We start from the raw sequence: 19612 nt of genomic DNA, 5'->3' as shown, positions 1-19612 counted from the left end.
GGGTCAGTAGTGGCTGGGGAGCTGCCGGACGCGGACGCCCCCGGCATCGGCCAGCAGCAGGGAGCCGTCCGGGACGGACGTCCAGCCCGGGTCGTCGTCGTACGGCTCCGAGGCCACCACCGTGCCGAGGCCGGGCAGGCTCCGGTGGTGCAGGTCGTCGCCCCAGGTGGTCGCGGCGAGCGAGGTGCCGTCGGTGAGCAGCAGGTTGAGCCGCCCGGTGGTGTGCGCGGCGACGTCGGCCACCGTGCCCGCCAGCGCCTCGCCGAGGTCCGCGCCCCGGCGCAGCCGGTGCAGGGTCAGGGCCCACAGCAGGGCGGAGTCGCTACGGGCCTCCAGCTCCAGCAGCTCGGCGGGCGGCAGCAGGGCGGCCAGTGCGTCCAGCTTGCCGGGCCAGCCCGCCACTGCGCCGTTGTGACTGAACAGCCAGCGACCGGCGGCGAACGGCGCAGCAGCGCCCTCGCCCGCCGCGCAGCCCTCGGTGGCGGAGCGGACGGCCGCCAGCAGTGCCCCGGTGCGGATCACCCGGGCGAGGTCGGCGAAGGTCGCGTCGGCCCAGATCGGCCCGGCCCGCCGGTAGCGGGCGGGCAGTTCGTCACCGTCCGCGTACCAGCCCAGGCCGAAGCCGTCCGCGTTGACCGTCCCGTACTGCTGGGTCCGGGGTGCCCAGGACTGCCGGTACAGTGCGTACGGCGGGTGCACCAGCAGCTCCTGCGGCGCCAACGGCTCGCCCAGGTAGGCGATATGACGGCACATCAGGACTCCTCCGCGCTACGGGCGGTACGGAAGCCGGAGAAGATCTGCCGACGGACGGGGTAGTCCCAGTTGCGGAAGGTGCCCCGGCAGGCGACCGGGGCCACCGCGAAGCAGCCGCCGCGCAGCACCTTGTACTCGGGCCCGAAGAAGACCTCCGAGTACTCTTTGTACGGCCAGGCTCGGAACCCCGGGTAGGGGTGGAAGTCGCTGGCCGTCCACTCCCACACGTCGCCCATCAACTGCCGTGCCCCGTACGGTGACCGGCCTTCCGGGTAGCTGCCGGCGGCGGCCGGGCGCAGGTGGCGCTGGCCGAGGTTGGCCTGCTCGGGGCCGGGCGGGCCGTCGCCCCAGGGGTAGCGGCGGGAGCGGCCGGTGGCCGGGTCGTGCCGGGCCGCCTTCTCCCACTCGGCCTCGGTCGGCAGCCGCCGCCCGGCCCAGCGGGCGTACGCGTCCGCCTCGTACCAACTGACGTGCAGCACGGGCTCGTTCGGCGGGACGGGCTCGACCGTGCCGAAGCGGCGGCGCAGCCACTGGCCGTCCTGCTGCTTCCAGAACAGCGGGGCACTCAGCTCGGCCCGCAGGCGGTGGTCCCAGCCCTCCTTCGTCCACCAGCGCGGGTCGTCGTAGCCGCCGTCGGCGATGAAGCGCTGGTAGGCGGCGTTGGTGACCGGGGTGGTGTCCAGGAAGTACGTCGGGAGATCGACGGTGTGCGCCGGGCGCTCGTTGTCCAGCGCCCACGGCTCGGTGTCCGTGCCCATGGTGAACGGGCCCGCCGGGATCAGGACTTCGGCCGGCAGGGTGGCCGCGTCGGCGGGGGCCGGCGGTGGCGGGGGAGCGGCCAGGGCGGGTTCGCCGCGGCGGAGCTGGTGGGTGATCAGCATCGTCTCGTCGTGCTGCTGCTCGTGCTGGGCGATCATCCCGAAGGCGAATCCGGCGTCCAGCAGCGGCGCCCCCTCCAGGGGGCTGGCAGCCAGCAGGTCCAGTACCCGGCCGCGCACCTCGTGGGCGTAGCCACGGGCCTCGTCGGGCGGCAGCAACGGCAGGGCGGGACGCTCGGCCCGGGGGTGCTGGAACGCGTCGTAGAGCGGGTCGATCTCGGGGTGCATCGGGTCGCGGCCGCCGACGTTGCGCAGCAGCCAGAGCTCCTCCTGGTTGCCGATGTGCGCGAGGTCCCAGACCAGCGGCGACATCAGCGGAGAGTGCTGGGCGGTGAGGTCGGCGTCCTCGACGCAGTCGGTCAGCGCGGCGGTCCGGGCGCGGGCGGCCAGCAGTTCGGCGGCGATGGCCTCGCGCAGCGCCTCGGTGCCCGTCGTGCCCGTGTCCGGGGCGGCGGGCGGTCGGACGTCGGTCATGATGCCTCCTCCGGCGGAGTGCGTCGGGTGCCGGAGCGCAGGGCGTCCAGCTGGTCGTCGGCCGGGCAGCGGCCGCGCGCGGGGTAGCGCTCGGCGAACTCGGCGACGGTGGCGCGCAGCCGCCCGGCGCCGGGCAGGCGGCCCAGCGCCGCGTCGGCGGCGTCGAAGCAGGTGAGGGCGGCGCGGCGCAGCTCGGGGTCGGCGACGCCCAGGGTGGCGGCGCGGCGCCAGGCCGCGCTGCGCGGGGGGCGCGGGGCGGCGGCGCCCTGCTGCCGGTCGAGGGCGTCCAGCGGCTCCAGGGCGGCGAACGCGGCGTCGGCGGCCACCGGGTCGTCCAGCAGCGCGGTGACCAGTGCGGTGACCACCATCCAGCCGTCTCCGGGCTGGGCGTCGATCATCCGCAGCTCCAGGTGGCCGCGCGGGCGCACCGGCGGGAACAGGGTCGTGCAGTGGTACTCCAAGTCGGCGAGTGTGGGCGGGCGTTCGCTCCCGCCGCGGATCCAGTCGCGGAAGGTCAGGTCGGGCGGGGCCGTCCAGGGCAGTCCCTCCGGCCGTCGCACGCACACGACTTGGGCGTCCAGCACGTACCGGGCCCAGGCCTCGCGCGGGTCGCCGTGGTCGGACTCGGGGGCGAGGGTGCGGGACGGGTCCATCCGGGACCAGACGGTCTGCCTGGTGGACCGGTGGCCGGTCGGCTTGCCGTCCAGGACCGGGGAGTTGGCGAAGGCGGCGACCAGCACCGGACCCAGCCGGTGGACCAGCTGCCAGCGCCGTTCGGCCGCGTGCGGACCGTCCGCGTCGCCGGCGTCCAGGCATACCTGCACGGACGCGGTACCGGTCATCATGACCCGGCCCCAGGGGCCGGCCGATTCGAAGAAGCGCTCCATCGCGAGGTAGCGGGGGTGGTCCAGCACCATCCGGCGCGGGCGGGCGAGCGGGTCGGTGCCGGTGCCGGTGAGCCGGAGGCCCTGCGCCGCGAAGGCGGCCCGCAAGGCGGTCAGATCGCGACGGGTGTCGTCGACGCAGGCCAGGAGGCCGGTGGCGGGCGGGGAGCTGAGCTCGACCTGTCCGCCGGGTTCGAGCGTGAGGCGCGAACCGGAGGGGAGCGAGGTGCCGTCGGGGCCGCCGAGAGGCAGCGACTCCAGCGCCGCGTGGAGCAGTTCGGGCTGGACGGGACGAGTGGGACATCGGTCGTCATGGACGAACCACTCGACCTCGACACCCACCAGACTGGGCGGTCCGATCTTGAAACAGACGCCCGACACGTGGCTGAGCGCCCCCGATTCGGTCAGCGGGGTCACCCCCGTGGGGGGAGGCGGTGCGCTCTGCCGGTCGGGCGGAGTGGTGCGGGACGTCGGTATCACCGGACTCACCATCCTCGGGATCACGATTGCGGCCCGGTCTACCCTGCCCAGTCTGCTACGGAGCATGCCGGGCCGCTCCGCAAATATCGCGTGAATGTTCGTTCCGGCAGGTCAGGAACGTGGCGAACGGGTGAATGCGGGGGTCCGGAGGTGGTGCGGCGAGGAGCGGGGGCGGCGTGTCCGGCAGGGGCACATGCCCCGGTCACAGCCGGTCCAGCCGCTCCAGGACGGTGTCCAGCACGGGGCCCGGCAGGGCGTAGTTGAGGCGTAGCGAGCCCGTGCCGCCCGGGCCGAACTCGGCGCCGTCCGAGGCCTCCAGGCCGCAGCGCTCCAGCAGCGCCGCGCGGGCGGTGGCGGGCGGCAGGCCGAGGGCGGCGGCGTCCAGCCAGAGCAGGTAGGAGGCGTGCGGGGTGGAGCGGACGGCGGGGCCGAGGCGGTCGGTGAGCCGGGTGCGGGCGGCGGCGAGGTGGGCGAGCAGTGCGTCCAGCCAGGGGCCGCCCTCGGCCAGTGCGGCCCGCTGCACGGTCTGCTCCAGCAGGCCGCCCTCCCAGAGGCCGTAGCCGGCCAGGGTGTCGGTGAGGCGGGCGCGCAGCCCGGGATCCGGGACGAGGGCGAAACTGCTGGGAATGCCGGAGCAGTTGAAGGTCTTGCCGACCGAGTTGAGGGTGACCACGCGGCGGCGTAGGGCGGGCTCGACGGTGGTGACGGCGACGGGGTGGGCCCGCCCGGGGTGGGTGAGGTCGCCGTGCACCTCGTCCGAGACCAGCAGTGCGTCCGCCTCGGCGGCGTACTCGGCCAGGGACCGCAGCCGGCCGGGCGGCCACACCGTGCCGGAGGGGTTGTGGGGGTTGCTGAGCAGCACGGCCGACGCGGGGCCGGCGAACGGGCCGCGCGGGAGGCGGTAGCCGTCGAGGCCGAGGGGCAGCGGCAGTTCGAGGTACGGGAGGCCGGCCGCGCGGCAGAGCTGGGCGAAGCCGCCCCACTCGGGGGTGGGGAAGAGGACGGGGGGCTGCGGCTGCGCGGCGTCCGTCCGTACGGTCTCCAGGAGGTGGCGGAGGGCGGTGCGCGGGCCGCAGGGCAGCAGCAGGACCCAGTCCGGGTCCACCTCGGCACCGTGCCGGGTGCGGTACCAGTCGGCGACCAGGGTCCGCCCGGCCGGGTCGCAGACGGTGTAGCCGTAGGCGCGGTGGCGGGCGCGCCGTTCCAGCGCCTCGGCGACGGCGGGCGGGCCGGGCAGGTCCATGTCCGCCAGGCCCATGGGGATCACCCCGGGGGCGGCGGCCCGGGCCCACTTGCTGCTGCCGGTGCCGGTGCGGTCGAAGGGGGCGTCGAAGGCGAACGGCACGTCGAAGGCGGCCGGGTCGTCGCAGGCGGCGGTGGAGGCCGGCGGACGGCTGACAGCTGACAGATTTCGAAAGGTGTCATCTGTTCGCTGAAAGTTGTCAGCTGTCATCTGTTCGCCGCCTCCCGCTCGCCCGTTCCGTGGGTGCCGCTGCCCGCCAGGTACGCCGCCAGCCCGCGGCGCCCCCGGCGCATCATCACCGCGTGGTTGGCCCGGAACACGGGGTGCAGCGGCAGGGCGAGGCGTCGCAGCAGGGGCTTGCCGGGCCGGGTGTCCTCCTCGAACAGCACCCGGCACGCCGCGCCGCCCGGCCCGTCCGCCGTGACGGTGAACCGCGACCACCCGTCGAGGTCGCCCCGCATCGCGGCCTCCAGCACTCCGGCCGCGGGGTCGCGCCGCCGGGTCTCCAGACCGATCACCAGCCGGTACGGCAGCAGGGCGCGGATCACCACCTCCCCGCTGTCGGGGCCGGTCTCCCGGGTCTCGCGGATCTCGGGCCACCACAGCGGGTAGCCCCGGACGTCCTCCAGCGCCGCGTACACCGCCGACGCGGGCGCCGCGAGCCGCCACACGCCCCGGAAGCGGTAGTGGTTGGGATCCACGCGCCCACCCTAGTCGGGCACCCGCCGCCCGAGGGGTGAACGAGGGCGAGCGGGCGCGAACCGCGGAGCGAACGCCCGGTGATTCCGGGCAGAGAGTGCGGACCACGGGGAAGTGCGCACTCCGCTTGCACCCGTTCGGGGTGCGGGGGAGGATCTGCTGGGCTTGTAGTCTCATCAGTCACGGCAGCATCTCCAGGCGCTGCACCCCCGGAACCGGAGTGAAGGAGTCACAGGCATGCGGCGACCGAGCTGGGTACCGGAAGGTACGGACCTGGACAAGCCGAACGCCGCGCGGGTGTACGACTACTACCTCGGGGGCTCCCACAACTTCGAGGTCGACCGCGAGATGGCCCGCAAGGCGCTCGCCCTGTGGCCCGAGCTGCCCCAGATCATGCGCTCCAACCGCGCCTTCCTGCGCCGTGCCGTGACCTTCCTCGCCGAGCAGGGCATCACCCGCTTCCTGGACATCGGCTCCGGCATCCCCACCTTCGGCGCCGTGCACGAGATCGCCCGCGCGATCCGCCCCGGGGCGAAGGTCGTCTACGTGGACCGCGACCCGGTCGCCGTCGCCCACAGCCGCCTGCTGCTGGAGGACGACCCGGACAGCGCCGTCGTCCAGGCCGACCTGCGCGACGTCGAGGACCTGCTGGACCGCTCCGAGGTGGCCGCACTCCTGGCCGAGGGCGAGCCGGTGGCCGTCCTGCTGGTGGCCGTCGCCCACTTCGTCAGCGACGACGAGAACCCGTCGAAGCTGATCGCCACGATCCGCGACCGGCTCCCGGCGGGCAGCGCGCTGGCCCTCTCGCACGCCTCCCTGGAGGCCCGCCCCGACCAGGCCGAGGACCACCAGAAGCTCTACCGGATGACCCCGACCCCGCTGACCATGCGCACCAACCAGCAGGTCACCGCCATGTTCGCCGGCTTCGAGCTGGTCGAGCCGGGCGTGGTCCCGCTGCCGCGGTGGCGCCCGGACCAGCCGGGTACGGTCGGCGAGCACCCCGAGCGGATCGCCGGGGTGGCGGGCGTGGGGTTCCGTTCTTGAACGGTCGCACCGGGCGCGCAACCGACGGCCGTACGCCCCGTGGGACGGCCGCCGGACGCCCGGGCCTGCGCACCACCGGGCGACCGGGCCTGCGCACCACCGGACCCGGCACGGCCCGAAGCACGCGACGCAGAACCGGGGCGGCCGGATGAGCGGCACGACCCCGGTGAACGGCAGCGCCGAGCGGTTCCACGAGGACTGGTCCCGGCTGCTCTCCGCCGACCACGGCATCGCCGTCCACCCCGGACTGCTCGGCCGGCTGGTCGCGCGGACCGCCGCGCTGCTGCACCGCGCCCAACTGGACGAGCCCTTCCAGCCCCGGCTGGCCGCCCAGGCCGGCGCCGAGCTGGTCGACGCGCACTTCACCGACCCCGTCCTGCTCGCCCGCGCGGTCGAACTGCTGCAGTCCCAGCCGATCGGCGACGACCGCGGCCCCGCTCTCACCGGCGCCTTCGCGGCCGGCTGGGCGAACGCCCTGCGCGAGCGCACCCTGAGCGAGCAGGAGGCCATCCGCACCGCCGCCGACGCCGCCCGCAAGGAGGCCGAGCGCGCGCTGCGCGCCTCCGAGGCCAGGTTCCGCGCCCTGTTCGAGAGCGCCGCGATCGGCATCGGCATCGGCGACACCGACGGCAACATCCTGGCCGTCAACAAGGCCCTCCAGGAGCTGTTCGGCGCGGCCCCGGCGGACATGATCGGCCGCCGGGTCGGCGATCTCGTCCACCCCGAGGACACCCCGGGCGTCTGGGAGGCGTACGAGGAGCTGATCAGCGGCAAGCGGGAGTACTTCCAGTTCGACAAGCCGTACTACCGCCAGGACGGCGAGATCATCTGGACCCACCTGACCGTCTCGCTGATCCGCGACGACGACGGCGTCCCGCAGTACCAGGTCGCGATGCTGGAGGACGTCACCGACCGTTACCGGCTCCAGGAGCGGCTGCGCCACCAGGCCACCCACGACCCGCTGACCGGCCTGCCCAACCGCGCCGCCTTCTTCGAACGGCTGGAGAAGCTGTTCGAGAACCCGGAGCCGGGCGCCCGCTTCGGCCTGTGCTACGTCGACCTCGACGGCTTCAAGGTGGTCAACGACAGCCTCGGCCACGACATGGGCGACCAGCTGCTGTCCGCCGTCGCCGCCCGGCTGAAGGCCGCCCTCACCCCGCTCGGCCACCTGGTCGCCAGGCTCGGCGGCGACGAGTTCGTCGTCCTGCTGGAGAACTGCCGCGGCGAGCAGGAGGCGGTGGCCGCCGCCAAGACGGTGCTCAAGGCGCTGGCCGGGCCGGTGCTGATCGGCGACCACAAGCTCGCCGTCGGCGCCAGCGTCGGCGTGCTGGAACGGCGGGTGTCCACCACCACCCCCGGCGCCGCCGTCCGGGCCGCCGACCTGACGCTGTACCGCGCCAAGGAGGCCGGCCGCGGCCGCTGGACGCTGTTCGACCCCAAGGAGAACGCCCGCGCGGTCAGCCGCTACGCGGTGTCGGTCCGGATGCCGGCCGCCCTGGACCGCGGCGAGTTCTTCATCGACTACCAGCCGCTCTACCGCCTCGCCGACGGCCGGATGACCGCCGTCGAGGCGCTGGTGCGCTGGCGCCACCCGCAGCTCGGCGTGCTCGGCCCGGACGAGTTCGTCACCACCGCCGAGGAGACCGGGCTGATCATGCCGCTCGGCCGCTGGGTGCTGGAGCAGGCCTGCGGCCAGGCCGCCGAGTGGATCAAGCAGTACGGCGACGCCGCACCGCAGTTGAACGTCAACCTGGCGGTACGGCAGGCGCGCAGCGCCGCGCTGGTCACCGACCTCGGCCGGATCCTGGACAGCACCGGCCTGGACCCGGCCCGGCTGCAGCTGGAGATCACCGAGTCGACCGTGGTCGGCCCCGAGGACGAGGCGCTGCGCACCCTGCACGGGCTGGTCGACCAAGGGGTGTCGCTGGCGGTGGACGACTTCGGCACCGGCTGGTCCAACCTCGCCTACCTGCGCGACCTTCCGGTCTCCGGGCTGAAGATCGCCGGCTCCTTCGTCGGCGACCTCCACGACCCGGCGAAGGACGGGGCCACCGGGTGGCGGATCGTCAGCGGCCTGGTGTCGATGGCGCACACGCTCGGACTGAACGTCACCGCCGAGGGCGTGGAGACCCGCAAGGACGCCGAGCGGCTGCGCGAGATGGGCTGCGACTGGGCGCAGGGCTGGCACTTCGGCCGCCCGGTGCGGCCCGCCGAGATCGCCCGCCGGATCGTCGAGGAGCCGAAGGGGCGCCCGGTCGAGGAGCGGTGACCCCCGGGCCGCGTTCCCGGCCGTCCTTGGTCTCACTCCCGGCTGTTGTTCCGGTCCGGCAACCGTTCCGGAAGCGTTGCGGAAAGCCCCTCCGGTCCTGACCGGTATGCGGGATGATGACGCGTCAAAATCACCACCCGGCACCGGTGCGCCCGCAGTCAAGGCCCTCGCAGTCACGGCCCTCGCACCGGCCCCGGGGCACGGGGAGGGGAACGCCGCCATGGGCGCAACGGAGGACGCCGGGCCGGTCGGGGAGGACCGACGCCAGGGGACGCCGGGGGAGCCGCCGCGGACCAGGGTGGACTGGGGGTCGCGGGAACGGGGCTCGCGGTTCCGGGGGTCGTGGGACCGGCGGCGCGGTGCGCGGGCTGGTACGGAGGCGGGCGCGGACGGGGCGTCCCGGCTCGGCGCCCAGCAGACCGCCGCGGTGGACCCGGAGGCCGCCACCCGGCGGATGCCCGGCCCCCGCCACGACCCGGAGGCCGCGACCAGGGTCCGGCCCGGCACACCGGGCCGGTACGACCCGGACGCCGACACCGAGGTGGTGCGGCCCCGGGCCGCGCAGGGACCGTCCTGGCAGGACAGCATCGGCCCCGGCCCCAGCCCGAACGGCGGCCCCGGGCCCGTGGGCGCCGCCGCCCCGGACGGCGGGCCCGCCGTCCGGGGCGGCCCGTGCGAGGGCGGGGACCCGTCCGAGGACGGCTTCCCCGACGCCCTGCGCGCCCGCTTCACCCCGCTCGGCAAGGCGGGCGCCGGCGCGGAGGGCACCGTCTGGTACGTCCGGCGCACCGACGGCGGCGCCGACGCCGCGGTCAAGGTGTCCGTCGTCGGCCAGCCGATGGACCACGAGCTGCTCGCCCACCTGCGCAACGACGGCTTCCGGCGGCACGTACCGCACCTGATCGACTTCGGGCGGGTGCGCCACCACGGCGCGCTGGTCGACTGGGTGGCGATGGAGTACCTGCCGGTCACCCTCTCCGCGCACGTCGCCGAACTGCGCCGCAGCGGCGCCCACACCGACCCGCGGACCGCCGAGCAGATCGTCTACGAGCTGGTCTCGCTGCTGGAGTTCTGGCAGCGGCGGATCCAGCGCAACCCACTGGACTTCAAGCCCGCCAACATCCTGGTTCGGCCCGGCCGGGGGCCCGGGGAGTTCGTGATCGCCGACTTCGGCGGCGTCGACCGGCTCACCGACAGCCGCCGCTTCACCTCCGCGATGATGGTCACCGTCGCCTACATGGCCCCCGAGCAACTGGCCGGCAAGAACCATGAGGCCGGGCCCTGGTGGGGGCTCGGCAACGTGCTGTACGAGCTGTTCGTCGGCCGCCCCCGGTTCGTCGGGCCGGACGGCCGGCGGGCCGCCGACCACGACCTGGAGCTGGAACTGGTCATGGGCGAGGAGGTGGACCTCGCCGCCGTCACCGACCAGCGCCAACTCCTCCTGCTTCAGGGCCTGTTCACCAAGAAGCCGGAGGACCGCTGGACCGCCCCGGAGGTCCGCAGCTGGCTGGCCGGCGGCAGCCCGGAGGTGGTCCGGCGCCGCCCGCAGGCCCGTCGGCCGATCACCTTCCTCGGCGACCCGTTCACCGACCCGGTCCGGCTCACCGAGGTGCTGCTGCGCAACTCCGGTGCGGCGGCGCGGTGGTTGGCGGCGGTGGGGGCGGAGCGGCTGCGGGACTGGCTGCGCGACGATGTCAAGGACTCCGTGTTCGACCTGCACTACCTCACGGACGTGGTCCGCGCACCCGGCCCCCGGCGCGAGGCGGTGGCCGGCGTCGCCGTGCTCGCCCTCGGCGCGGCCTACGCGCCGTCCGCCGTCCCGCACTACCGCGACCGTCCGATCGACCCGGCCGGACTGGAGCGGATCGCCACCGAACCGGACGGCGCCGCCTTCGTCGACGAACTGGTCCGCGGCGGCGCCCCGGCCGTCGCCGCGCGCTACGACTGCTTCCATCCCGAGTGCTCCGGCGAGCACTGTTCGCGGCTGCTCGCCCTCGCGGCGCTCCCGGACGTGCTCGCCGAGGTGGAGCGCACGGCCCGTACGGTCGGCGGCGGGCGCCGCGGTGGCGGCGGGCTCAGCCCCGAGGAGCGGGAGGAGGCGCACCGGCTGGCGGTCTGGCTGAGCATCCGCCCGGAGGAGCGGTACCGGCTGCTCGCCCGGCTCTCCCCGCTGCCCGCCGCACTGCATCGACTGCCGCTGCCCGCACGGGTTTCGGAGCTCGCCGCAGTGGTGGCGGCGGCGGTGGTGGACGGGGCGCTGACGGCGGGCGCCGGGGCGCGTTCGGCGGTGCGCTCGGTGGCCCGGCGGCCGGCTCCCGACCCGGAGGCGGCCACCCCGCGGGACGTGGTGCGGCGCCGCTGGTCGGCCCTGCGCCGGCGGGCGGTCGGGGCCGACCAGGGGCAGGTCTCGGGACGGGCGGCGATGGTGGCGGCGGAGGCGCTGCGACGGCGCGGCCGCGGGCGGCCCGAGCAGCCCGAGCCGGAGGCGGGCATGCTGCGGGAGGGACGGGCCAGGGCCGGACGGGCGGCCCGGCTGTGGCGGGAGCGGCGCCGACGGCCACCGGTGGACTGGGCGGCCCGGCTGCGGCTCTGGTGGCCGTACGCCCGCACCATGCTGCCGCGCCGGGTGGCGGCGGTCGCGCTGCTGGTGGTGGGTCTCGGGCTGCTGCTGTGGGCGGGGGCGGTGCTGCGCCTCCCGGTCGAGGGCGGGCACCGGCTCGACCTCTCGCCGGACCTGTTCGGCGGGCCGCTGCACTCCGCCGGGAAGCATGCGGCGGAGCAGGTGGTCGGCAAACTGGGCGCGGCCTTCGTGGCGGCCGCCGTGCTCGCCTTCTTCCCGGCCCGGGTTGGCTTCGGCACGGGCCTGCTGACCGGCGTGGGCGCCCTCACGATCGGCTACCTGCGGCTCGGACCGCCGATGACGGCGGTGGAGGCGCCGCAGCCGGTGGCCCAGCGGGTGGTCATGTTCGAGGGCGGTATGGGGAGTTGGGCCGGGATCGTGGCGGTGATCGCGGTCGTGGTGGCCTTCGTGCTGATCGAGCGGGCCTGCGACCGGCTGCTCAAGCCTGCCCAGCAGGCCCGGCGGCAGGTCCGGGAGGGCTGGCGGGACCTCGACCGGCGCGCCGCGCGGGTCTCGCGGGCCGCAGGGGCCGATGGGCAGCCGCGGCCGGAGGCGGCCGCCTCCGGGGCGTGGCGGGAAGGCCGGGCGGGGACGCGCGACCGGCTCCGGTTCGCGCTCGGCAGCACCGGGGTGCTGGTGCTGCTGCTCTGGGCGGTCGTGGAGGTGCGGCTCGCGGCCGCCGGGGTGCACCGGACGCCGGATTCCTGGGGGACGGGTCAGACCGGTGCGTCCTACCAGGCGGGGTTCGTCATCCTGCTGGCGGCGGTGTCGCTGTTGAGCACTCTCGGGACGCCGGTCACCGCGCGGGTGCTGTTCGTCGGCTGGATCCTCGGAACGCTGTTCCTGGGGGCCTGGCCCGGGGCGTTGGGGCCGGTGGAGGCGCTGCGCATCCCGGTGTTCGAGGGGCTGTTCGGCGCGGTCGCGAACTGGTGGGGGCACGGGGCCTTCTGGGCCGCGCTGCTGGTGGTGCTGCCGCTGGCGGCGTACGGAGTGCTGCGGACGGTGCGGGGGCGGGGGACCGGCAACTGACAGATGACAGCAGACAGATGACAGCGGACAGCTTTCGAAATCTGTCTGCTGTCATCTGTCATCCGTCGGCTGTTACCTGTTCGCCGCGCGCCGGCCGCCGCCACCCTGCTCAGCCCACCAGCCGGGAGAGCTCGATCGAGTGCCCGGTCCGCTCCACCTTCGCCGTCAGGTACCGGACATTGCTCGCCGACAGGTGGACGCCGGTCGGCACCCGCCGCCGGACGGTGACGCCGAGCCTGCCCAACTGGGCGGCCTTGTCAGGGTTGTTGCTCAGCAGGTCGATGCCGCCCGTGCCGCCCGTGCCGCCCGTGCCGTCGATGCCGAGCGCGGCGAGCATCTGGGCGGCCGCGGTGTAGTCCCGGCCGTCCTCGGGCAGGCCCAGCGCGGTGTTGGCGTCGTACGTGTCCAGGCCGGAGTCCTGGAGGGCGTAGGCGTCGAGCTTGTTGTACAGCCCGATGCCCCGGCCCTCCTGGCGCAGGTAGAGCAGGTAACCGCCGGCCCCGCTGATCAGCTCCACCGACTCGCGCAGCTGCGGGCCGCAGTCGCAACGGTCCGAGCCGAAGACGTCGCCGGTCAGGCACTCGGAGTGCAGCCGCACCAGCGGCGTCCCGCCGTCCGGGACCGCGCCGAGGGCGAGCGCCAGGTGCTCGGCGCCGTCGGCGAGGCCGTGGAAGGTGAAGACCTCCGCCTCGGCGCGGTAGCCGTCGGGGAAGGTCAGCGGGATGCGCACACGCGAGCGCACCGTGGCGGAGCCGGGCTGCGGCATGGGTGGGCCTCCGTCGTCGGGGGTGGGCCGGGTCGGACCGGGTTGGACCGAGTGGGATCGGGCGGATCCGAATGGATCGGGTGTTGACCGTACTAGGTTGTTCCAATTTGAACAACTGGATGCGAGTGGTTCCCGGCTCGACACCGGAGGCACAACCGGAGGCGCAGAACGCCGCACCCGCCCCGTGTGTTCCCGCTGCGGCGTTCCAGCATGTGGAAGGGTGGGAACCGAGGTGTGGACGGGTGCGACACTGCCTCCCGTTTCCTGGGCACGGGAACGCCTCGCGCACGACCACCGACGACCACGGAAGGTCTTGATCAGATGCCCACGAGCCGCGCCGGCGCCCCCACCTCCGCCCCGCAGTCCCGCTTCGACACCGAGCAGCGCGCGATCGAGACGCTCTACGCGGACGTCGTACGCCGCAACAAAGGCGAGGAGGAGTTCCACCAGGTCGTGCACGAGGTGCTGGAGACCCTCGCCCCGGTGCTCGCCCACCGCCCCGAACTCCTCGACGCCCGGCTCATCGAGCGGATCTGCGAACCCGAGCGGCAGCTGATGTTCCGGGTGCCGTGGACGGACGACTCCGGCGACGTCCACGTCAACCGCGGCTTCCGGGTGGAGTTCAGCAGCGCCCTCGGCCCGTACAAGGGCGGCCTGCGCTTCCACCCCTCGGTGAACCTCGGCATCATCAAGTTCCTCGGCTTCGAGCAGATCTTCAAGAACGCCCTCACCGGGCTGGCGATCGGCGGCGGCAAGGGCGGCTCCGACTTCGACCCCAAGGGGCGTTCGGACGCGGAGATCATGCGGTTCTGCCAGTCCTTCATGACCGAGCTGTACCGCCACCTCGGCGAGCACACCGACGTCCCGGCCGGAGACATCGGCGTCGGCGGCCGGGAGATCGGCTACCTGTTCGGCCAGTACAAGCGGATCACCAACCGCTACGAGGCCGGCGTGCTCACCGGCAAGGGCCTCGGCTGGGGCGGCGCGCAGGTCCGCACCGAGGCGACGGGCTACGGCTGCGTGCTGTTCACCGCCGAGATGCTGCGCAGCCGGGGTGAGGGCCTGGAGGGGCGCCGGGTGGTCGTCTCCGGCTCCGGCAACGTGGCGGTGTACGCGATCGAGAAGGCCCAGCAGTTCGGCGCGACCGTGCTGACCTGCTCCGATTCCTCCGGCTACGTGGTCGACGAGAAGGGCATCGACCTCGAGCTGCTCAAGGAGGTCAAGGAGGTCCGGCGCGGCCGCGTCTCCGACTACGCCGAACTGCGCGGCGGCCACGTGAAGTTCGTCGAGGGCCCCGGTGTGTGGAGCGTGCCCTGCGAGGTCGCGCTGCCCTGCGCCACCCAGAACGAGCTGACCGAGGCCGACGCGCTCGCCCTGGTCCGGAACGGGGTGCTGGCCGTCGCCGAGGGCGCCAACATGCCCACCACCCCCGACGCGGTGCGGGTCCTCCAGAAGGCCGGGGTGGCCTTCGGGCCGGGCAAGGCGGCCAACGCGGGCGGCGTCGCGACCAGCGCGCTGGAGATGCAGCAGAACGCCTCGCGCGACTCGTGGACCTTCGAGCGCACCGAGGAGCGGCTGGCCGGGATCATGAAGCACATCCACGACTCCTGCTTCACCACCGCCGAGCGCTACGGGCACCCGGGCGACTACGTGGTGGGCGCGAACATCGCGGGCTTCGAACTGGTCGCGGACGCGATGCTGGCCCAGGGCCTGGTCTGAGCCCTCGCCCTTGCCCTCGCCGACACCCGGCGACCGACACCCGGCGACCGGCACCCGGCGACCGGTATCCGGCGATCGGCACCCGACCGCATCGGGCACCGATCGTCGGGTACGGCAGGGTGGGTCCTTCCTACGGTGGTGATCAGTAAGGGAAGGACGGGGGCGGAGTGCTGGAGCACCTGAACCGGGCGATGGAGGACATCGAACGGAACCTGGACCAGGAGATCGACGTGGCCGAGCTGGCTCGGACCGCGATGACGTCGGAGTACCACTTCCGACGGCTGTTCTCGATGCTCGCCGGGATGCCGTTGTCCGAGTACGTCCGGCGTCGGCGGCTGACCGTCGCCGGGGCCGAAGTGCTTGACGGCGGAAGGACGTTGCTCGACATCGCGGTCCGGTACGGCTACACCTCGGGAGAGGCGTTCGCCCGGGCGTTCCGGTCGATGCACGGGGTCGGGCCCGGGGCGGCCCGGCGCGACGGAGCGGTGCTCGTCTCCCAACCCCGGATGTCCTTCCGGCTCATCGTGGAGGGAAGCAGCAGCATGGAGTACCGGATCATCGAGAAGCCGGCGTTCCGGATCGTAGGGAAGAAGGCCCGGGTGCCGCTGATCTACCTGGGCGTCAACCCGCACATCGCCGAGTTCATCAAGGGACTCGGCGCGGAGACCGTCGAGCGGATCACGGCGCTCACCGGCGAGGACCCGCTCGGCATCGTGTCGGTGACGGACGACTTCTCGCCCAACCGGGAGGAGAGGTCCGAACTCGACTACTGGCACGCGGTGGTGGCGCGCGAGGACGCCGTCGTCCCGGAGGACCTGGAGGTTCTGCACGTCCCGGCCGGGACGTGGGTGGTGTTCACCAACACCGGGCCGTTCCCGCACGCGCTGCAGGAGATGTGGGGGGACACCTACGGCCAGTGGTTCCCGTCCAACCCGTACGAGACCCGGCCGGGCCCGGAGATCCTGCGGACCCGCTTCATCCCCGGGACGGGCGACGCGGAGGCGGAGCTCTGGATGCCGGTGACGCGGACCACACGCGGCTGACGGCCGACACATGGCCGCTGGCGGCTACGGCTGACAGATCACAGGCAACAGATAACAGCTGACAGATTTCGAAATCTGTCAGCTGTCCGCCGTCGATTGTTCGCCCACCCCCGTTCGGCCCACCAGCGCCCGCCCCCATCCCGCCGCTCCCCGCATGCTGGGGCGGGGGAGCAGGGGCCGCAGGCCGTACCCGAGGAGTGGGATCAACCGATGGCCAAGGCATTCGGCTTCGTCGACTACGGCGGAGCGGAGGTGCAGGAGTTCCTCGACCGTCCGGTGCTCGCCCCCGGCCCCGGTCAGCTGGCGATCACGGTCCGGGCTGCCGGGGTGAACCCGGTCGACTGGAAGATCCGCCGGGGCCACCTGGGCCGCGAGCGCGAACTCCCCGCCGTCATGGGGCAGGAAGCCTCCGGAGTGGTGCAGCAGGTCGGCCCCGGAGTCACCGTGTTCACCCCGGGAGACGAGGTGTTCGGCCTCGTCGCCGCCGGCGGCTTCGCCGAACAGACCCTGTTGCGTGCCGAGTTGAGCGCTCTCAAGCCCGAGGCCGTCGACTTCGACCGGGCCGCCGTGATCGGTGTCTCGGTCGCCACCGCCGACGACGCCCTGCGCCAACTCGCCCTCGGCGCGGGCCGGACGCTGCTGATCCTCGGCATCGCCGGCGGGGTCGGCAGCGCCGCCGCCCAGCTCGCCCGTCGCCAGGGCCTCAATGTGCTCGGCACCGCGAGCGACGCCAACCGCCCGTTCGTGGAGTCCCTCGGCGCCACCCAGGTCCGCTACGGCGACGGCGTCGCCGAACGGATCGCCGCGGCCGCCCCCGACGGCGTCGACGCCATCCTCGACCTGGTCGGCGGCGACGCCCTGCGCGCCGTGGCCGCCGTCCGCACCGACCGCACCGAGCTGGTGAGCACCGCCGACCCCGCCACCGCCGCCGAACTCGGCGGCAAGCCCGTCGACCGCTCGACGACCTCCGAGACCCTCGCCGCGCTCGCCGCCCTGGTCGCCGTCGGCGACCTCGACCCGCACATCACCGGCCGCCACCCGCTCGCCCGGGCCGCCGAGGCGGTCGCCGCGGTCGAGTCCGGGCACGTCCGCGGCAAGGTCGTCATCGAAGTCGCCTGACAGCCATCCCCCTTGGCGAACTGGACGAGCCGGACGAGTCGGACGAGCCGGTCCCCGGACGAGTCGGTCGAGCCAGACCAGCCCGACGAGCCAGACGAACCAGAACCCCATCCCCTCGACCACCCCGGAGAGTCGGAGCCATGAAGCAGACCACCGTCACCACCAACGCCCCCTGCTGGGTCGAACTGGGCACCGACGACCCGCCCGCCGCCCGGACCTTCTACACCGAACTGTTCGGCTGGCGCCCCGACAGCGGAGCCCGCCCGGAAGCCGAGGGCTACACCCAGATGTTCGTCGGCGACGCCCCGGCCGCCGCCATCACCCCGCGGTACGCGCCGCAGCAGCCGACGGCCTGGACGGTCGCCTTCGCGGTCGCCGACGCCGAGGTCACCGCCTCCAGGATCAAGGCCGCCGGCGGCAAGGTCATAAAGGAGCCCACCGACGTGCTCGACCACGGCCGCTTCTCGGTGTCCGCCGACCCGTCCGGCGCGGTCTTCATCCTCTGGCAGCCCCGCGGCTTCAAGGGCGCCGGGGTGTTCAACGAGCCCGGCGCGCTCGGCTGGGTGGAGCTGGCCACCCGTGACACGGCCGGCGCGAGGGACTTCTACCCGGAGGTCTTCGGCTGGTCCGTAGCGCCGTCCGAGCACTACACCCAGTGGGGCCTGAACGGCCAGGACTTCGGCGGCATGCTGGCGATGGACGACCGCTTCCCGCCCCAGGTGCCGCCGCACTGGCTGCCGTACTTCTCGGTGGCCGACGCCGACAACACGGTCGGCCGGGCGGTCGCCATGGGCGGGGACGTGCTGGTGCCCGCGGTCTCCATGCCGGGCGGCCGGCGGACCGCCGTGCTGCGCGACCCCCAGGGCGCCACGTTCGGCATCTACCGCGACGCCACCGAGGGCTGAGCGGGAGCGCCGGAGGCCGGGTTAGGCGGCGGGCCGAGTGCCCGGCCCGGCCGCCGCCCGTCCGGCGGCGGTACGCGAGCGCCAGGCGGACACCGCTGCGCCCGCCGTGACCAGCAGGGCGCCCATCGGCACCACGTCGCCGATCCGGTCGTACCAGGTCAGCGTGCCGGGCGCGGCGAGCGGCAGCCGGACGGTCAGCGCGCCGGTGCCGTCGGTGCCCAGCCGGGCGAGTTCCCGGCCCTGGGCGTCGAAGGCCGCGGAGACTCCGGTCAGCGAGGCCTGGACGGCCGGGCGCCCGGTCTCGGCGGCCCGGATCGCCGCCAGCGAGACGTGCTGCTCGGGCGCCCAGGTGTGCTGGAAGGTCGAGGTGGAGGACTGGTAGACCAGCACCCGGGCGCCTTCCCGGGCCGCGGTGCGCGCCATGTCCGGGAAGGCCGACTCGAAGCAGATCAGCGCGCCGACCGGCAGTGGCCGGCCGGCGCGGTCGGTGGCGGGCAGCACGTGGAAGTCGCTGCCGGACGCCCGGTTCTCGCCCGCCGCCCGGCTGACCCCGGCAATCCAGCCGAGCACCGGCCGCAGTGGGATGTACTCGCCGAAGGGCACCAACCGGATCTTGCGGTAGCGGTCGACCACCCCCACCGGGGAGACCAGCACCGCGTCCTTGGAGATCCGCCCGTCCGCCTTGCGGGCGTCCTCCCCGGCCATCACCTCGGCGCCGGTGGTGGCCGCGAGCCGGCGCAGTTCGTCCAGCGCGGCCGGGTCGCGGTCCAGGTCCGCGGTGGTGCTGCTCTCGCCCCACACCACCAGGTCCACCGGCTGCCCGACCAGGGCGGCGGTGTCCCGCGTGCTCGCCTCGAACCGGGCCTGCGGGTCCTCGACGATGCCCGGCTGGACCAGCGCCACCGTCACCGCCCCAGCCCCCGCCGGTGCCGGGCGCAGCGCGAACAGCAGCGGACCGGCGGCCAGCACCAGGACGGTCACCAGCGCGGCGGCCGCCCGGGGGCGCCAGTGCACCGCGGTCAGCGCGATCAGCGCCCCGGTGTTCACGGCCGCCACCGCCGCGCTGACCAGCCAGATGCCGCCCGCCGAGGCCAGCCCGAGGATCGCCGGGTGCTGCCACTGGGTGGCGCCGAGCAGCGCCCACGGTCCGCCGAGCGCGTGCCAGGACCGCGCGTACTCGGTGCTCACCCACGCCGCCGGGACGACCAGCAGCGCGAGCAGCGCCCGACGGGTGGTCAGCGGCGGGTGCAGCAGCCGGTGCACCGCGTACCCGACGACGGACTGAAGTGCCCCGAACAGCACCGCGAGCACCGGCAGCGCCGGCCCGATCGACGGCACCAGCCAGTACATCGCGGTCAGGATGAACCCGGCCCCGAACCACCACCCGCGCACCGCCGCCTCCCGCCCCGACGGTGCCCGCTGCATCAGCGACAGCCCCGGGACCAGCGCGATCCAGGCCAGCCACGCCAGCCCCGGTGCCGGGAAGGCCACCACCGGCACGGCCCCCGCCGCCAGCGCCCCGAAGCGCGCCCGGTACCGGTGCGGCGCGCGCGGCTGCCGCTCCGCCGTGGGTGTCGTGCGGGTCGTGCTCGGGGCGGGGCTGGCGGGAGCGATGCGGCGCGACATGCCCCGTATTGTCCGCCCGGGTGGCGGCCGGTGCCAGACGACGTCACGCGTGGTTGACACC

The 19612-nt window shown here is 74.4% G+C and carries 14 protein-coding genes; 7 read left to right on the top strand and 7 right to left on the bottom strand.

What is annotated here, in order from left to right; translation table 11 throughout:
• Window positions 1-3 precede the first annotated feature (3 nt).
• The 5 genes from egtC to BOQ63_RS12275 all read right to left on the bottom strand — a co-directional run bounded on the left by egtC (window position 4) and on the right by BOQ63_RS12275 (window position 5413).
• The gene (gene egtC / locus BOQ63_RS12295; protein ID WP_030281158.1) at window positions 4-753 is read right to left on the bottom strand and encodes an ergothioneine biosynthesis protein EgtC; all 750 of its coding nucleotides are present in this window, start codon (window positions 751-753) and stop codon (window positions 4-6) included.
• On the bottom strand, window positions 753-2105 hold the full coding sequence (gene egtB, locus BOQ63_RS12290) for an ergothioneine biosynthesis protein EgtB (RefSeq protein WP_150475831.1): 1353 nt from the start codon (window positions 2103-2105) through the stop codon (window positions 753-755). Before egtB ends, egtC begins: the two co-directional genes overlap by 1 nt.
• Window positions 2102-3406, bottom strand: coding sequence for an ergothioneine biosynthesis glutamate--cysteine ligase EgtA (gene egtA / locus BOQ63_RS12285; RefSeq protein WP_030281163.1), 1305 nt, complete (start codon window positions 3404-3406; stop codon window positions 2102-2104). The genes egtB and egtA overlap by 4 nt, the downstream gene beginning before the upstream one ends.
• 265 nt (window positions 3407-3671) lie before the next feature.
• Window positions 3672-4922, bottom strand: a complete 1251-nt coding sequence (locus BOQ63_RS12280) for an aminotransferase class I/II-fold pyridoxal phosphate-dependent enzyme (protein WP_078958635.1) — start codon at window positions 4920-4922, stop codon at window positions 3672-3674.
• Window positions 4919-5413, bottom strand: coding sequence for an SRPBCC family protein (locus tag BOQ63_RS12275; protein ID WP_046387291.1), 495 nt, complete (start codon window positions 5411-5413; stop codon window positions 4919-4921). The genes BOQ63_RS12280 and BOQ63_RS12275 overlap by 4 nt, the downstream gene beginning before the upstream one ends.
• Before the next feature lie 235 nt (window positions 5414-5648).
• On the opposite strand from BOQ63_RS12275, the gene BOQ63_RS12270 reads away from it, so the two are divergent.
• The 3 genes from BOQ63_RS12270 (at window position 5649) to BOQ63_RS12260 (ending at window position 12373) form a co-directional block, all read left to right on the top strand.
• Window positions 5649-6455, top strand: a complete 807-nt coding sequence (locus BOQ63_RS12270) for an SAM-dependent methyltransferase (RefSeq protein ID WP_030281169.1) — start codon at window positions 5649-5651, stop codon at window positions 6453-6455.
• Between the two features lie 148 nt (window positions 6456-6603).
• Window positions 6604-8724 carry a putative bifunctional diguanylate cyclase/phosphodiesterase gene (locus BOQ63_RS12265; RefSeq protein WP_051746714.1) on the top strand — a complete coding sequence of 707 codons (2121 nt, stop codon included), beginning with the start codon at window positions 6604-6606 and terminating at the stop codon, window positions 8722-8724.
• Between the two features lie 220 nt (window positions 8725-8944).
• Window positions 8945-12373: a protein kinase domain-containing protein gene (locus BOQ63_RS12260; protein ID WP_191093553.1), complete on the top strand. Its 3429-nt coding sequence runs from the start codon at window positions 8945-8947 to the stop codon at window positions 12371-12373.
• Window positions 12374-12482: 109 nt separating this feature from the next.
• Here BOQ63_RS12260 and BOQ63_RS12255 read toward each other — a convergent pair whose 3' ends face one another.
• The gene (locus BOQ63_RS12255; protein WP_030281176.1) at window positions 12483-13139 is read right to left on the bottom strand and encodes a GTP cyclohydrolase II; all 657 of its coding nucleotides are present in this window, start codon (window positions 13137-13139) and stop codon (window positions 12483-12485) included.
• Window positions 13140-13460: 321 nt separating this feature from the next.
• Between BOQ63_RS12255 and gdhA the strand changes: the two genes are divergently transcribed.
• The 4 genes from gdhA (at window position 13461) to BOQ63_RS12235 (ending at window position 17925) form a co-directional block, all read left to right on the top strand.
• On the top strand, window positions 13461-14858 hold the full coding sequence (gene gdhA, locus BOQ63_RS12250) for an NADP-specific glutamate dehydrogenase (RefSeq protein WP_030281178.1): 1398 nt from the start codon (window positions 13461-13463) through the stop codon (window positions 14856-14858).
• Between the two features lie 167 nt (window positions 14859-15025).
• Window positions 15026-15901 (top strand): AraC family transcriptional regulator, encoded by an 876-nt coding sequence (locus tag BOQ63_RS12245; RefSeq protein ID WP_030281181.1) that lies wholly within the window; start codon window positions 15026-15028, stop codon window positions 15899-15901.
• 210 nt (window positions 15902-16111) lie between these two features.
• Window positions 16112-17020 (top strand): NADP-dependent oxidoreductase, encoded by a 909-nt coding sequence (locus BOQ63_RS12240; RefSeq protein WP_072654219.1) that lies wholly within the window; start codon window positions 16112-16114, stop codon window positions 17018-17020.
• Window positions 17021-17160: 140 nt separating this feature from the next.
• On the top strand, window positions 17161-17925 hold the full coding sequence (locus BOQ63_RS12235; protein ID WP_030551457.1) for a VOC family protein: 765 nt from the start codon (window positions 17161-17163) through the stop codon (window positions 17923-17925).
• A 21-nt stretch (window positions 17926-17946) separates the two neighbouring features.
• On the opposite strand, the gene lnt is transcribed toward BOQ63_RS12235, so the two are convergent.
• Window positions 17947-19551 carry an apolipoprotein N-acyltransferase gene (gene lnt / locus BOQ63_RS12230; protein WP_150475828.1) on the bottom strand — a complete coding sequence of 535 codons (1605 nt, stop codon included), beginning with the start codon at window positions 19549-19551 and terminating at the stop codon, window positions 17947-17949.
• Window positions 19552-19612: the final 61 nt, after the last annotated feature.

The organism is Streptomyces viridifaciens (assembly GCF_001888885.2).
Taxonomy (GTDB): domain Bacteria; phylum Actinomycetota; class Actinomycetes; order Streptomycetales; family Streptomycetaceae; genus Kitasatospora; species Kitasatospora aureofaciens.
The sequence above is the reverse complement of the archived record's forward strand: the minus strand, read 5'-3'. Positions and strand labels throughout refer to the sequence as shown.

What these genes read in the sequence shown, in the direction of transcription:
- egtC (WP_030281158.1), bottom strand. Translation starts at nt 753, where the DNA reads ATGTGCCGTCATATCGCCTACCTGGGCGAGCCGTTGGCGCCGCAGGAG.
- egtB (WP_150475831.1), bottom strand. Translation starts at nt 2,105, where the DNA reads ATGACCGACGTCCGACCGCCCGCCGCCCCGGACACGGGCACGACGGGC.
- BOQ63_RS12280 (WP_078958635.1), bottom strand. Translation starts at nt 4,922, where the DNA reads ATGACAGCTGACAACTTTCAGCGAACAGATGACACCTTTCGAAATCTG.
- BOQ63_RS12270 (WP_030281169.1), top strand. Translation starts at nt 5,649, where the DNA reads ATGCGGCGACCGAGCTGGGTACCGGAAGGTACGGACCTGGACAAGCCG.
- BOQ63_RS12265 (WP_051746714.1), top strand. Translation starts at nt 6,604, where the DNA reads ATGAGCGGCACGACCCCGGTGAACGGCAGCGCCGAGCGGTTCCACGAG.
- BOQ63_RS12260 (WP_191093553.1), top strand. Translation starts at nt 8,945, where the DNA reads ATGGGCGCAACGGAGGACGCCGGGCCGGTCGGGGAGGACCGACGCCAG.
- BOQ63_RS12255 (WP_030281176.1), bottom strand. Translation starts at nt 13,139, where the DNA reads ATGCCGCAGCCCGGCTCCGCCACGGTGCGCTCGCGTGTGCGCATCCCG.
- gdhA (WP_030281178.1), top strand. Translation starts at nt 13,461, where the DNA reads ATGCCCACGAGCCGCGCCGGCGCCCCCACCTCCGCCCCGCAGTCCCGC.
- BOQ63_RS12240 (WP_072654219.1), top strand. Translation starts at nt 16,112, where the DNA reads ATGGCCAAGGCATTCGGCTTCGTCGACTACGGCGGAGCGGAGGTGCAG.
- BOQ63_RS12235 (WP_030551457.1), top strand. Translation starts at nt 17,161, where the DNA reads ATGAAGCAGACCACCGTCACCACCAACGCCCCCTGCTGGGTCGAACTG.
- lnt (WP_150475828.1), bottom strand. Translation starts at nt 19,551, where the DNA reads ATGTCGCGCCGCATCGCTCCCGCCAGCCCCGCCCCGAGCACGACCCGC.